The sequence below is a fragment of the Streptomyces sp. NPDC002265 genome, assembly GCF_040296125.1.
Lineage (GTDB): Bacteria > Actinomycetota > Actinomycetes > Streptomycetales > Streptomycetaceae > Streptomyces.
This window is the reverse complement of sequence record NZ_JBEOWS010000280.1, coordinates 1-13,174: the sequence shown is the minus strand read 5'-3', so window position 1 is coordinate 13,174 and position 13,174 is coordinate 1. Positions and strand designations below refer to the sequence as shown.

The following is a 13,174-nucleotide window of genomic DNA, read 5'->3' as shown; positions in this document are numbered from 1 at the left end:
CACGGACGCCGAGGCCTGGCTGATCGAGCAGCCCTGCCCCTCGTACGAGACGTCGCTGATCGTCGTGCCGTCGTCGCCCGCCGTGGCGTCGGCCCCCCGGCCGCGCCAGGCCTTTCTGCGCAGCACAAGCCACCCCCTCCGCACGTTTCCCCTACGACGCCGGCGGGGCCCGAAACGTTCGGCCGGAAGTCCCGGGGCGCCCAGAGGCGTACGTCACATCATCGTGTGGGGGAGGTGCCGCCGGGCAGGGTCCGGAGCAGCACAGCTTGCGGCGCAGAGCCCTCGCCGAGGGAATATCTCCAGCTCAGCGGGGGTTCGGTGGGCAGGAACGCACCTGGCGTCCGCAGGACCGCGTCCCATTCCTCGGGCACACCCGGCAAAGAATTGGACACATGGGCCGGGGGCGGCAGCATGATGGAAAAGCCCCCGTCAGTCACACACGAGCAAACGTACGCAGAGGGAGTCGCCGTGAGGGTCGGAATCGTCGGAGCCACCGGTCAGGTCGGCACGGTCATGCGCAGGATCCTCAAGGAGCGCGACTTCCCGGTCACCGAGCTGCGGCTGTTCGCCTCGGCCCGCTCGGCGGGGACGGTCCTGGACGGTGTGACGGTGGAGGACGCGTCGAGCGCCGACTACTCCGGCCTGGACATCGTGCTCTTCTCCGCGGGCGGCGCGACCTCGAAGGCGCTGGCCGAGAAGGTCGCCGCCCAGGGCGCCGTCGTGATCGACAACTCGTCCGCCTGGCGCAAGGACCCCGAGGTCCCCCTCGTCGTCTCCGAGGTGAACCCGCACGCGATCGCGGACCGCCCCAAGGGCATCATCGCCAACCCGAACTGCACGACGATGGCCGCGATGCCGGTCCTGAAGCCGCTGCACGAGGAGGCCGGTCTGGAGGCCCTGGTCGTCGCCACCTACCAGGCCGTCTCCGGTTCGGGCGTCGCGGGCGTCGCGGAGCTGCACGGGCAGGCGCTGAAGGTGGTCGCCGACGCCGACCGGCTCACCCACGACGGCGCGGCGGTCGACTACCCGGAGCCGCAGGTCTACCAGCGCCCCATCGCCTTCAACGTGGTCCCGCTCGCCGGGTCCGTCGTCGACGACGGTCTCAACGAGACCGACGAGGAGCAGAAGCTCCGCAACGAGTCCCGCAAGATCCTGGAGATCCCGGAGCTGAAGGTCTCCGGCACCTGTGTGCGCGTCCCGGTCTTCTCCGGCCACTCGCTCCAGGTCAACGCCCGCTTCTCCCGCCCGATCGACGCGGCGCGCGCGACGGAGCTGCTGGCCGGCGCCCCGGGTGTGGTCCTCTCCGACATCCCCACCCCGCTCCAGGCGGCCGGCCGGGACGCCTCGTACGTCGGCCGTATCCGCGCCGACGAGACCGTCGAGCACGGTCTCGCCCTGTTCATCTCCAACGACAACCTGCGCAAGGGCGCGGCCCTGAACGCGGTGCAGCTCGCGGAACTGGTGGCGGCGGAGCTGAAGGCCTAGGCCCTGGCGACCTCGTAGAGGAAGCAGCCGTACTCGACGGCCCGGACGTGGACGAACGCCACGGACGGGTCGTCGAGTGCGTTGTGGAACGCCTCGCGGAAGGCCGTGTCGCCGGGAGTCCCCACCAGCTCGCCGCCCAGGATGCGGCCCTCGGCCGAGTAGCGGCGCACGATCCGGTGGGCGTTGCCGAACGGGACGCCGTCCCCGGCGCCGTCCCGGCCGGGTCCCGCGCACTCGCGCGCGTGGATGAACACGGGGCCCTGCTCGTCGTACGCCCCGAGGTCGGCGCCCGTCCGCGCCGCCCAGCGGCGCAGTGGCGCGTACGAGACCAGGGCGATCCGCTCGCCCGGCTCGCTGTGGCGCAGACAGCAGCGCAGCGGGGAGCCGCCCTCGTCGTCGGTGAACGGGGCGCAGGGCCGCCCGGCGTCGTCGGCGGTGCGCAGTTGCGCCAGGTCCGACGGGGCGATGGGCCGGACCACGCAGGCCGCGGTCGACACCGCGGGGGCGCCCGGGTGCGCGGTCGGGCGGGTGGTCGGGGCGGGGTGCGTGGCCGGTTGTGTCGTCATGCCGTCAGGCTCGCGCTCCTGCGCGCCGTTCACCGGCGGGTTTTGGACATCGCGTTCCGTGCAGGTCGCATGGAAGGATGGCGCAACCGACACATAACGAGGAGATGAACGCGTGCCTGGCACAAACCTGACTCGCGAAGAGGCGCAGCAGCGGGCGTCGCTGCTCACCGTTGACTCGTACGAGATCGAACTCGACCTCTCCGGCGCTCAGGAGGGCGGCACCTACCGGTCCGTGACCACGGTGCGCTTCGACGTCACCGAAGGGGACACGGAGTCCTTCATCGACCTGGTGGCCCCGGCCGTCCACGAGGTCACCCTGAACGGCGACGCGCTCGTCCCGGCCGAGGTGTTCGCGGACTCCCGGATCGCACTTCCGGGTCTGCTCGCGGGCCGCAACGTGCTGCGGGTCGTCGCCGACTGCGCGTACACCAACACCGGTGAGGGCCTGCACCGGTTCGTCGACCCGGTCGACGAGCAGGCCTATCTGTACACCCAGTTCGAGGTGCCGGACGCCCGTCGCGTCTTCGCCTCGTTCGAACAGCCCGACCTGAAGGCGACCTTCCAGTTCACCGTGAAGGCGCCGACCGGCTGGACGGTCATCTCCAACTCGCCGACGCCGGAGCCGAAGGACGACGTCTGGGAGTTCGCGCCGACGCCGCGTATCTCCACGTACATCACGGCGCTGATCGTGGGCCCGTACCACTCGGTGCACAGCGTGTACGAGAAGGACGGGCAGTCGGTGCCGCTCGGCATCTACTGCCGCCCCTCCCTCGCCGAGTTCCTGGACTCGGACGCGATCTTCGAGGTGACCCGGCAGGGCTTCGACTGGTTCCAGGAGAAGTTCGACTACGCGTACCCCTTCGAGAAGTACGACCAGCTGTTCGTACCGGAGTTCAACGCGGGCGCGATGGAGAACGCGGGCGCGGTCACCATCCGCGACCAGTACGTCTTCCGGTCGAAGGTGACCGACGCGGCCTACGAGCTGCGGGCGGAGACGATCCTGCACGAGCTGGCCCACATGTGGTTCGGCGACCTGGTCACCATGGAGTGGTGGAACGACCTGTGGCTGAACGAGTCGTTCGCCACCTACACCTCCATCGCCTGCCAGGCGTACGCGCCCGGCTCGCGCTGGCCGCACTCGTGGACCACGTTCGCCAACTCCATGAAGACCTGGGCGTACCGGCAGGACCAGCTGCCGTCCACCCACCCGATCATGGCCGAGATCAACGACCTCGACGACGTGCTCGTCAACTTCGACGGCATCACGTACGCCAAGGGCGCGAGCGTCCTGAAGCAGCTCGTCGCCTACGTCGGCATGGACGAGTTCTTCGCCGGCGTCCAGGCCTACTTCAAGCGGCACGCGTTCGGCAACACGCGCCTGTCCGACCTGCTCGGCGCGCTGGAGGAGACCTCCGGACGCGATCTGAAGACCTGGTCGAAGCAGTGGCTGGAGACGGCCGGCATCAACATCCTGCGGCCCGAGATCGAGACGGACGCCGACGGGGTGATCACCTCCTTCGCCGTCCGCCAGGAGGCCCCGGCGCTCCCGGCCGGCGCCAAGGGCGAGCCGACGCTGCGCCCGCACCGCATCGCGATCGGCCTGTACGACCTCGACGGGGACAGCGGCAGGCTGGTGCGCACCGAGCGCCTGGAGCTGGACGTCGACGGCGAGCTGACGGCCGTGCCGCAGCTGGCCGGGCGGGCCCGCCCGGACGTGGTCCTGCTCAACGACGACGACCTGTCGTACGCGAAGGTCCGTCTGGACGAGGCGTCCCTGGCGTTCGTCACGGAGCACCTGGGCGACTTCGAGTCGTCGCTGCCGCGTGCCCTGTGCTGGGCGTCGGCCTGGGACATGACCCGCGACGCCGAGCTCGCCACCCGCGACTACCTGTCCCTGGTGCTGTCCGGCATCGGCAAGGAGTCCGACATCGGTGTCGTGCAGTCGCTCCAGCGCCAGGTGAAGTCGGCGATCGACCTGTACGCCGACCCGACGGCCCGGGAGGCCCTGCTGACCCGCTGGACGGAGGCGACGCTGGCGCACCTGCAGTCGGCCGCGCCGGGCGGCGACCACCAGCTGGCCTGGGCGCGGGCGTTCGCGGCCACGGCCCGTACGCCGGAGCAGCTGGACCTGCTGGAGGCGCTGCTGGACGGGTCGCAGACGGTCGAGGGCCTGGCCGTGGACACGGAGCTGCGCTGGGCGTTCGTGGAGCGGCTCGCGTCGGTCGGCCGGTTCGACGAGGCGGAGATCGCGGCCGAGTACGAGCGGGACCGTACGGCCGCCGGCGAGCGTCACGCGGCGACCGCCCGGGCCGCCCGGCCGACCGAGGAGGCCAAGGCGGAGGCGTGGGCGTCGGTCGTCGAGTCCGACAAGCTCCCGAACGCCGTCCAGGAGGCGGTCATCGGCGGCTTCGTCCAGACCGACCAGCGTGAGCTGCTCGCCCCGTACGCGGAGAAGTACTTCGAGGTCGTGAAGGGCATCTGGGACGCGCGCTCGCACGAGATCGCCCAGCAGATCGCGGTCGGCCTCTACCCGGCCGTGCTGGTCACGCAGGAGACGCTGGACCTGACGGACGCGTGGCTCGCCACCGCCGAGCCGAACGCGGCCCTGCGCCGCCTGATGTCCGAGTCCCGCTCGGGTGTCGAGCGCGCGCTGAAGGCACAGGCGGCGGACGCTGCGGCGTCCTAGCCCTGTTACGGCGGTCCCGGCCGGTCGGTGCGTCGCACGCGGCCGGTCCGGGGCAGCGTGGCCGGTTCGGGCCGACGGCTTCGGTACGGACGGAGGGCGGGTGACCGGGGCGGTCACCCGCCCTCCGGGCATACCCGCCGGGCGTTGTCGGGCTTCGTCCGTACACGCGGTCCGGACGGGCCACAGGACCGGCGGGACAGGCTCTACCGGGTCTCCGCCGGGCCGACATGGGCGGTGAGCGCGGCCTCGATCGCCGCCGGGTCGGCGGTGTCGGCCGCCCAGGCGACGTATCCGTCGGGCCGCACCAGCAGCGCCGTACGACGGCCGCTCGCCCAGCGGGTCACGGCCAGCCGGTCCTTGCGGGCGCCCCGCTCCTCGTACTCCTCCGGGGTGACCAGCACGAACCGGCCGCCGCGCAGGGCCTCGTACAGGCGGCCGCCGCCGACGAGGGCGAGGTCGGGGACGCGCGCCCCGGTGAGGCGGTGGGCGCCCCTGGGCGCCGGGTAGCGGTAGCCGACGCCGGTGATCTGGCCGACCGCCGTCCGGCGGGCCGGGCCGACCACGTCGAGGACGGTGGTGAGCCCCGCGCGCAGGGCCAGCGTCCACGGGCGCTTGGCCATCGCGAGACGTACGATGCCGCCGCTGCTGCGCAGGACCGCCTTGCCGACGGGGTGCCGTTCGGCCTGGTAGGTGTCCAGCAGCGCGGGCCCCGCGTGACCGTGGACCACCTGGGCGAGCTTCCAGCTCAGGTTGGCGGCGTCCTGGAGGCCGGTGTTCATGCCCTGGCCGCCGGCCGGGGTGTGCACATGGGCGGCGTCGCCGGCGAGGAAGACCCGGCCGACCCGGTAGGCGGGCACCTGGCGTTCGTCGCTGTGGAAGCGGGACATCCAGCGGGCGTCGTGCATGCCGTAGTCGCGGCCGAGGGCGAGCCGGACGGTCTCCTTGACCTCGTCCAGGTCGACGGGCTCCTGGTCGGGCACGTTGCGGGCCCGGTTCCAGGCGATGACCCGGTGGTAGCCGTCGCCGAAGGGCGCGATGAAGGCGAAGGCGTCGCCGACGGTGTTCACGGTGAGCAGGTTCTCGGGCTCCTCGGCCAGCAGCACATCGGCCAGGACGACGGAACGGATCACCGACTCTCCCGGGAAGGGCAGCCCGATCGCGTCCCGTACGGCGCTGCGCATCCCGTCGGCCCCGACGACGTAGGCCGCCCGCAGCTCCCCGGCCTCGCCGCCGGGGCCGCGCGTGCGGACCGTCACGGCGTCCGCGTCCTGGGTCAGACCGGCGAACTCGGTCTCGTACCGGAAGTCCACCCCGGCGGCGACCGCGCGGCTCTCCAGGACCTTCTCCACCTCGTACTGCGGGATGACGAGGAGGTGGTTGTAGCGGGAGGGCAGGGTGTCGAGGGCGATGGTGAGGCGGCCGAAAAGGCGCAGCCGGTCCAGGGGCCGGCCGACCGCCTCGACGCCGTCGGCGAGGCCGCGGGCGTCGAGCTGCTCCAGGGTGCGGGCGTGCAGCACGAAGGCGCGGGAGAGGTTGCTGATCCCGTGCGGGCGCTTCTCCAGGAGCGTGACCCGCACCCCGGCGGCGGCGAGGTCCCCGGCGAGCAGCAGTCCGGTGGGGCCCGAGCCGACGACGATCACGGGGAGGGGGGTGGTATCGGTGGTGCCAGTGGTGCCGTTCATCTGGGCCTCCTGGGCTGCCAACGGCCGTTGGCCAACCTTCGCCGGACGGCATCTGCCGGCCGGCGTCCGTCGGTCAGCGCCTGACGGTCAACGCTTGTTGGCAACAATAGAGCGCCCTTCGAGCGAAAGTCAACGACTGTTGGCAAACTCTTGTTGGCAAACGAACGTTGACCTACGCTTGTCGGCATGCCTGACAGCAAGTCGCCCAAGCCTGCCCCCACCCCCGCGCCGGCGCCCCGCCGCTCCGATGCCACCCGCACCTCCATCCTCGAAGCCGCCCGCGAGCGATTCGCCTCGGACGGCTACGAGCGGGCCACCATCCGCGCCATCGCCAAGGACGCCGGGATCGATCCGTCGATGGTGATGCGCTACTTCGGCAACAAGGAGGGTCTCTTCGCGGCGGCCGTCTCCGTCGACCTGGCGCTGCCGAACCTGAGCGCGCTCACCCGTGACGAGGTCGGACGGGTGCTCGTGACCCACTTCCTGGCCCTGGGGGAGGAGAACGAGGTGCTCACGGCCCTGCTGCGGGTCGGTGTGACCAACCCGTCGGGCGCCGAACGGATGCAGGGCATCTTCCGCGAGCAGGTCCTTCCGGTTGCCCTCGCGGTGTGCCCGGACCCCGAGCAGGTCCCCGCCCGGGCCGTACTGGTGTCGACCCAGCTCCTCGGTCTCGCGGTCACCCGCTACGTACTGCGCTTTCCGTCGGCCGTCTCGCTCACCCCCGAGGAGGTCACGGCCTGGCTGGCTCCCACCGTGCAGCGGTATCTGACCGCACCGCACCCGTAGAGCCTTGCCGCGGACGCGCCGAGGGCGCCGACCCACCCTCGTACGGCTTCGGCCGGTACGAGTGGTGAGGACGGCGCCCTCGGTGAATGCGTCAGGATTCGGCGGTGGCCGTGATCAGGCCTTCGCGCCCGCCCCCGCCTCGACGGCGGTCTTCGGCCGGCGGCTCTTGGGCTGGCGGTCCGTCGACTTGTCCAGGACCATCACCAGGCCCGTGATCACCGCGAAGATCACCAGCGGGAGCACGACATAGAGGCCCAGCGTCTCGATGACGCTCAGGCCCGAACCGGGGTCGTCACCGTCGTCGCGGGTGAGCGCGAGCGCGGGGGACGACATGAGCAGCATCATCAGCGTCGTACCGGCAGCCAGGGCGCCGGCGCGCAGGGCGTTCTTCTTGTCCACGGTTCAAAACTAGCGAACGCCCGGGTCGACCGCGCGCCCGGGGTGCCGTAGTAGGCCCAAGGGCCCCTCGCGACCTCCCCCGCGCCTCCTCACGACCTCCCCCCGCGGCGCCCCTCACGGTCTTTCCCCCGGGGGCACCCGGGGGGTGCCCGGTGGGTGCCCGGTGGGCGTTCTCACCCCTCCCCGGGGGCGCCTCCCGCCTCCTCGTCCCGGCCCGCCCGGACCGCGTCCATCAGCGCGCGCACCCGCGGCGACGCGGCCAGTTCCTCCAGCGTCACCGGACGGCCCTCGGGGTCGGCGATCGGCAGCCGCCAGTTCGGGTACTGGTCCCAGGTGCCGGGGAGGTTCTGCGGACGCCGGTCCCCGACACCGTCGGGGAGCCAGACCCCGATCAGCCGGGCGGGGGTGCGCAGCAGGAAGCGGTGGACGGCCTGGACCTCGGCCTCCTCCGCGGCGGTGTCGCCGCCCTCGGTGCCGGGCAGCAGTCCGAGCCGGGTGAGCAGGGCCAGCCACTCCCCCGTGTCGGCGGCCGCCTCGGCCCGCTCCTGCGCCAGGGGACGGGGCGACAGGCCCAGGCGGTCGCGGAGTTCGACGTGGTCACCGGAGAGCCGGGAGGCGGTGGGCGGCAGGTCGTGGGTGGTGGCGGTGGCGAGGCAGTCGGAGCGCCAGCGTCCGGGCGCCAGCGGACGCCCGTCGCCGTCCCAGTCCCGCTCGAACCACAGCACCGACGTGCCGAGCACCCCGCGTTCGCGCAGCGCCTCGCGCACCCCGGGCTCCACGGTGCCGAGGTCCTCGCCGATCACCACCGCCCCGGCCCGGGAGGCCTCCAGGACCAGCACGGCGAGCATGGCCTCGGCGTCGTAGCGGACGTAGGTGCCCTCGGTGGGCGGCAGGCCCTGCGGGATCCACCAGAGCCGGAACAGGCCCATGACGTGGTCGATGCGCAGGGCGCCCGCGTAACGGAACAGGGCGCGCAGCAGCCGGCGGTAGGGGGCGTAGCCGGACTCGGCGAGCCGGTCCGGGCGCCAGGGCGGCAGGCCCCAGTCCTGGCCCCGGGCGTTGAAGGCGTCCGGCGGGGCGCCCACCGACATGCCCGCGGCGAAGTACTCCTGCTGCGCCCAGGCGTCGGCGCCCCCGGGGTGCACGCCGACCGCCAGGTCGTGCACCAGCCCGACCGGCATGCCGGCCTCGCGCGCGGTGCGCTGGGCGGCGGTCAGCTGGGCGTCGGTCAGCCAGGCGAGCCGGCTGTGGAAGTCGACGCGGTCCATCAGTTCGACCCGGGCGCGGGCGGTGTCCGCCGAGCGCGGGTCGCGCAGCCCGCCGGGCCAGCGGCTCCAGTCCGGGCCGTGCACCTCGGCGAGCGCGTACCAGGTGGCGTGGTCCTGGAGCGCCTCGCCCTGTTCGACGAGGAAGTGGCGGTAGGCGGCGTACCGGCCGGGCCCTAGCGGCACCTCGAAGACCAGCTCCAGCGCCTCCCGCTTGAGCTCCCACACCGCGTCCCGGTCGATCCACGCCCCCTTCTCCAGCACCGTCTCGCGCAGTCGCGCGGCCCGTTCCAGCAGCGAGCGCACCCGTTCGTGGTCCTCCACCCAGGCGAACTCGGGGATGTCCTCGACCCGCAGATGGACCGGGTCGGGGAAGCGGCGTGAGGAGGGCCGGTAGGGGGACGGGTCGGCGGGCGGACCGGGCACGGCCGCGTGCAGCGGATTGACCTGGACGAATCCGGCGCCGAGCGCGCGTCCGGCCCAGGCGGTGAGTTCGCCGAGGTCGCCGAGGTCGCCCATGCCCCAGGAGCGCCGCGACAGCAGGGAGTAGAGCTGGACGAGCAGTCCGTACGAGCGCCCTTCGGGGGTGGGCAGGCGGGGCGGGGCGACCACGAGGTGCGCCTGTGCCGTGCGGCCGTCGGGGGCGGTGGCGGTCAGCCGGTGGACTCCGGGCGGAAGGCCGCCGACGGCGGTACGGGTCTCGCCCTGCCCGACGGTCCGGATCCCGCCCTGTTCGGTGTCGACGCGCAGCCGGGTGCCCTCGGGCAGCGCGTCGAGCGCGCGGGGGGCGGTACCGGCCTGGCAGACCACGGTGGGCGGCAGCAGCCTCGCGCGCAGGGCGGCTTCCCGGGCGGCGAGGGCGGCTCGGGCGGCCTGCGGGGTGCCGGCGTCCACCCCGAGGGCGGCCAGGGCGCTGACGACCGCGGTGGCCGAGGCCTCGACGGTGCGGTCCGGGGAGGGACTGTAGGAGGTGGCGACGCCGTGCAGCTCGGCGAGCCGTGACAGGTCCTCGGAGAGGGGCGCGGCCGTCCCGGGTGCGGTCATCTACGGCCTCGTGACGTCGGTGTCCGCGGCGGCGAGCGGGGGCTCGCTGGTCAGGGGCTCCGCGTCGGGCAGCGGAGGTTCGCTGGTCAGCGGGGGCTCGGCGCAGATCCGCTCGGCACCGAAGGCCCGGCAGGCCTCGCGTTTGGAGGGGGCGGGGAGCAGGGGGCGGGCGGATGCGGGTGCGGCCACGGGGGCCTCCTTGTCGGGTGCGGACGACGCCGGACGGGATACCGCAGCCCTACCCACCGATGGCTGTTGCAGACGTCCCAGGCGGGTAGAACGTACATGTCGTCACATTCCACACCGGCTCTCCCCGCTTCGGCCCGCATTCCGCGGACGTTTCGGCTCTGCTATTCACTCAGTACATATATCGAGTGCATAATCATCTCCATGAGCACCCGTCACATCCTGCTGGGGCTGCTCGCCGGAGGGCCGAGCCACGGCTACGACCTCAAGCGACGCCATGACGAACGCTTTCCGCAGGCCCGTCCGCTGGCCTACGGGCAGGTCTATACGACCCTGCAGCGCCTGGTCCGCGACGGACTCGCGGAGATCGAGGGGACCGGCTCGGACGGCGGCCCGGAGCGGACCACGTACCGCTCGACGGAGCAGGGCGCCCGTGAACTGACCCGGTGGGCGGCGCAGATCGCGCCGCCGGCGCCGTTCGTGACGAACGAGATCTTCGCCAAGGTCGTCGTCTCGATCCTGGCCGGCGGCGACCCCGCCGCCTACCTCGGCGCGCAACGCGCCGCCCATCTGGAACGGATGCGCCGACTGACCGCCCTCAAGACCGACCCGGGGGCCGATCTGGCGACCGTTCTCTCGGCGGACTACGCCCTCAACCACCTCGACGCCGATCTCCGTTGGATGACCACCACAGCGGCCCGGCTGACCACTCTGACCGCGGAGGTCGACGCGACATGAACACCAAAGGGGAAGGCCCGGTGCCACTTCTTCAGGCCCGCGACCTGGTCAAGACGTACGGCGGGAACCAAGCGCTGCGGGGCGCGTCGGTGGACCTGGACGCGGGCGAGATCCTCGCCGTGACCGGCCCGAGCGGCAGCGGCAAGTCCACGCTGCTGCACTGCCTGGCGGGGATCGTACGACCGGACCGAGGCTCGGTGGACTACCGCGGCGAGCGCCTCGGCCAGCTGTCCGAGCAGCGGCTGAGCGAACTGCGCCGCACCGACTTCGGGGTGGTCTTCCAGTTCGGGCAGCTGATCCCTGAACTGACGGCGGTCGACAACGTGGCGCTGCCGCTGCTGCTGGCCGGGACGGCGCGGGCCGCGGCCCGGGAGCGGGCCGGTGAGTGGCTGGAGCGGTTCGGGGTGCGCGGGCAGCAGGAGCTGCGGCCCGGCGAGCTGAGCGGCGGCCAGGAACAGCGGGTCGCCCTGGCCCGCGCTCTGGTCACCGGGCCGAAGGCCGTGTTCGCGGACGAGCCCACGGGGGCGCTGGACTCCCTGGCCGGCGAGCAGGTCATGACGGCGCTGGTGCACACGGCCCGCGAGTGCGGCACGGCGGTCGTGCTGGTCACGCACGACGACCGGACGGCGGCGTACGCGGACCGCGAGATCCGGATGAGCGATGGGGCCGTGCTCCCGGCGGAGGTGACCGCGTGAGGACCGACCTCCGTCTGGCCTGGGAACTGACCCGGGGATCCGACCGGCGCGAGTGGTGGCGGGTCGGTCTCACGGCAGCCGGTGCGGCGCTGGCGACCGGCTTCGCGCTCGCGGCCGTGTCCCTGGCCTCGCTGCGTGGCCGGTACGGCATCGCCGTCGGGCACGGGCTGCTGAACCAGCCCGGCACCCGCTCCGGAGTGATCGCCGGACTGCTGCTCCTGCTGGTTCCGGTGCTCGGTTTCCTCGGCCAGTGCGCCCGGATCGGCGCGGTCCACCGCGACCGGAGGCTGGCCGCGCTGCGGCTGGCCGGGGCCGCGCCCGCGCAGGTGCACCGGATCGCCGCACTGGAGACGGGGCTGGCCTGTCTGCTCGGCTCAGTGCTCGCCACCGCCGGGGCCGTGCCGGTGCTGCTGCACCTGTGGTCCGCGCCGACCGCCCTCACCTGGGCCGGATTCACGCTGGTCGCGCCGGTCGTGCCGGTGCTGGGCGCGGCGGCGGGCGCGCTGGCGCTGCGCCGGGTGGCGGCCTCGCCGCTGGGCCGGGTACGCCGGGTGCGCCCTGCCTCCGGCCGGGCGCCGGGGCTGCTGTTCCTGGGCGGGTCACTGCTCATGCTCCTGCCGGCGTCGGCTGCGATGGCTCTCACCGCCTCCGGCATGCCGGACGTGGGGGCCGGGCGGCTGCCGCTGATGCTGGTCGGCCTGGTCGTCACCGTCGGGGCAGGCACAGTGTGGCTGGCCGGGGCCGTGTCCGCCCTCACCGGGCGGCTGCTGGCGCCCCGCGCCCGGTCCGCGGCGGCGCTGATCGCGGCGGAGCGGCTGCGCGACGACCCGTGGGCCGCGGCCCGCACCCATGCGGCCGTACTGCTGGTGACGGTGGCGGGGACGGGCTTCGTCGGGGTGCGGCAGGTCCTGCTCGACGGACTCGACGAGATGCGCCGCCTCCACCAGCTCGGTACGGACATGACGTACTACACGACGGGACTCGACCTCACGGCCGTCGGCATCCTGATCGCGGCCGCGATCGTCCTGTGCGGGCTGGCGGTGGGCACCGCGGAGGCCCTGGCCACCCGTCGGCGAGGCCTGGCCGCGCAGACCGCGGCCGGGGTGCCGCGGTGGGTGCTCGCCCGGGCGATGCTGCTGGAGACCGCGCTGCCGCTCGCCCCCTCGGTCCTGTCGGCGGGCTTGGGCGGCGTGGCGATCGGCGTCTGCTACTCCGCCGCCGTCTCGGGCCACGGCGCGCCGACGGTGCCGTACGCGGCGCTGCTGGTCCCGCCGGCGGTGTACGCCTGCTGCCTGCTGGCGGCGGCCACCTCGCTGCCCCTGCTGCACCGCTCGGTGCGCCCGGCGGAGCTGCGCTTCACATGACCGGCCCCCGCACGTGACCCGGCGTTACGACCGACGCCTGAAGGAGAGCGTGAACCGACGTACGAGCAGCGCGCGGACGTCAGGCGAAACCGGCGCGTGCGCACGCTTGAGGGCGCGCGAGCGCCTCGGGGCAATCGGGTGAACGGACGCACCCGCACGGCGCACGCACGCTGCACGGGCGCAGGCGCCGACGTGGTCGACGGCGTCCTCACCAATCCGCTGGCGCACGCCGTGGCCACCGCGCTGGCCCTGGGCGGCGCCGACCGCACCGAGGACGT

Annotated in this window: 11 protein-coding genes and 1 pseudogene; 6 read left to right on the top strand and 6 right to left on the bottom strand. The window is 73.3% G+C overall.

Annotation, left to right across the window (positions count from 1 at the left end; genetic code table 11):
• Positions 1–72: pseudogene (locus ABT085_RS34590) on the bottom strand (iron-sulfur cluster assembly scaffold protein); the annotation flags it as partial.
• A gap of 396 nt (positions 73–468) precedes the next feature.
• Here ABT085_RS34590 and ABT085_RS34585 point away from each other — a divergent pair.
• Positions 469–1,485, top strand: coding sequence for an aspartate-semialdehyde dehydrogenase (locus ABT085_RS34585; protein ID WP_351617153.1), 1,017 nt, complete (start codon positions 469–471; stop codon positions 1,483–1,485).
• On the opposite strand, the gene ABT085_RS34580 is transcribed toward ABT085_RS34585, so the two are convergent.
• On the bottom strand, positions 1,482–2,051 hold the full coding sequence (locus ABT085_RS34580) for a DUF1203 domain-containing protein (protein WP_351617150.1): 570 nt from the start codon (positions 2,049–2,051) through the stop codon (positions 1,482–1,484). The two genes, ABT085_RS34585 and ABT085_RS34580, sit on opposite strands and share 4 nt — an antisense overlap.
• Before the next feature lie 112 nt (positions 2,052–2,163).
• Here ABT085_RS34580 and pepN point away from each other — a divergent pair, with 112 nt between their 5' ends.
• Positions 2,164–4,737 carry an aminopeptidase N gene (gene pepN / locus ABT085_RS34575; protein WP_351617147.1) on the top strand — a complete coding sequence of 858 codons (2,574 nt, stop codon included), beginning with the start codon at positions 2,164–2,166 and terminating at the stop codon, positions 4,735–4,737.
• Between the two features lie 203 nt (positions 4,738–4,940).
• On the opposite strand, the gene ABT085_RS34570 is transcribed toward pepN, so the two are convergent.
• Positions 4,941–6,419, bottom strand: coding sequence for an FAD-dependent monooxygenase (locus ABT085_RS34570; RefSeq protein ID WP_351617144.1), 1,479 nt, complete (start codon positions 6,417–6,419; stop codon positions 4,941–4,943).
• A gap of 186 nt (positions 6,420–6,605) precedes the next feature.
• Here ABT085_RS34570 and ABT085_RS34565 point away from each other — a divergent pair, with 186 nt between their 5' ends.
• Entirely contained in the window at positions 6,606–7,205 is a 600-nt protein-coding gene (locus ABT085_RS34565) for a TetR/AcrR family transcriptional regulator (protein WP_351617141.1), read from the top strand.
• 114 nt (positions 7,206–7,319) lie between these two features.
• Here the strand turns inward: ABT085_RS34565 and ABT085_RS34560 are convergent, their stop codons facing one another.
• From ABT085_RS34560 to ABT085_RS34550, 3 genes are all read right to left on the bottom strand, one after another.
• A complete protein-coding gene (locus ABT085_RS34560) occupies positions 7,320–7,604 on the bottom strand; it encodes a hypothetical protein (RefSeq protein ID WP_351617138.1) in 285 nt (94 codons plus the stop codon).
• Positions 7,605–7,777: 173 nt separating this feature from the next.
• Positions 7,778–9,913: a 4-alpha-glucanotransferase gene (gene malQ, locus ABT085_RS34555; protein WP_351617135.1), complete on the bottom strand. Its 2,136-nt coding sequence runs from the start codon at positions 9,911–9,913 to the stop codon at positions 7,778–7,780.
• Positions 9,914–10,102 (bottom strand): hypothetical protein, encoded by a 189-nt coding sequence (locus tag ABT085_RS34550; RefSeq protein WP_351617156.1) that lies wholly within the window; start codon positions 10,100–10,102, stop codon positions 9,914–9,916.
• A gap of 201 nt (positions 10,103–10,303) precedes the next feature.
• Between ABT085_RS34550 and ABT085_RS34545 the strand changes: the two genes are divergently transcribed.
• The 3 genes from ABT085_RS34545 to ABT085_RS34535 are packed head-to-tail and all read left to right on the top strand — an operon-like array spanning position 10,304 to position 12,896.
• Positions 10,304–10,837, top strand: coding sequence for a helix-turn-helix transcriptional regulator (locus ABT085_RS34545; protein WP_351617132.1), 534 nt, complete (start codon positions 10,304–10,306; stop codon positions 10,835–10,837).
• Positions 10,834–11,532, top strand: coding sequence for an ABC transporter ATP-binding protein (locus ABT085_RS34540; RefSeq protein WP_351617129.1), 699 nt, complete (start codon positions 10,834–10,836; stop codon positions 11,530–11,532). Before ABT085_RS34545 ends, ABT085_RS34540 begins: the two co-directional genes overlap by 4 nt.
• Entirely contained in the window at positions 11,529–12,896 is a 1,368-nt protein-coding gene (locus ABT085_RS34535) for an FtsX-like permease family protein (RefSeq protein ID WP_351617126.1), read from the top strand. Before ABT085_RS34540 ends, ABT085_RS34535 begins: the two co-directional genes overlap by 4 nt.
• Positions 12,897–13,174 lie beyond the last annotated feature (278 nt).

Bases quoted from the DNA above. Each gene is read 5' to 3' on its own strand.
- ABT085_RS34545 (WP_351617132.1), top strand. From the start codon at position 10,304: ATGAGCACCCGTCACATCCTGCTGGGGCTGCTCGCCGGAGGGCCGAGC.
- ABT085_RS34580 (WP_351617150.1), bottom strand. From the start codon at position 2,051: ATGACGACACAACCGGCCACGCACCCCGCCCCGACCACCCGCCCGACC.
- ABT085_RS34565 (WP_351617141.1), top strand. From the start codon at position 6,606: ATGCCTGACAGCAAGTCGCCCAAGCCTGCCCCCACCCCCGCGCCGGCG.
- ABT085_RS34540 (WP_351617129.1), top strand. From the start codon at position 10,834: ATGAACACCAAAGGGGAAGGCCCGGTGCCACTTCTTCAGGCCCGCGAC.
- ABT085_RS34570 (WP_351617144.1), bottom strand. From the start codon at position 6,419: ATGAACGGCACCACTGGCACCACCGATACCACCCCCCTCCCCGTGATC.
- malQ (WP_351617135.1), bottom strand. From the start codon at position 9,913: ATGACCGCACCCGGGACGGCCGCGCCCCTCTCCGAGGACCTGTCACGG.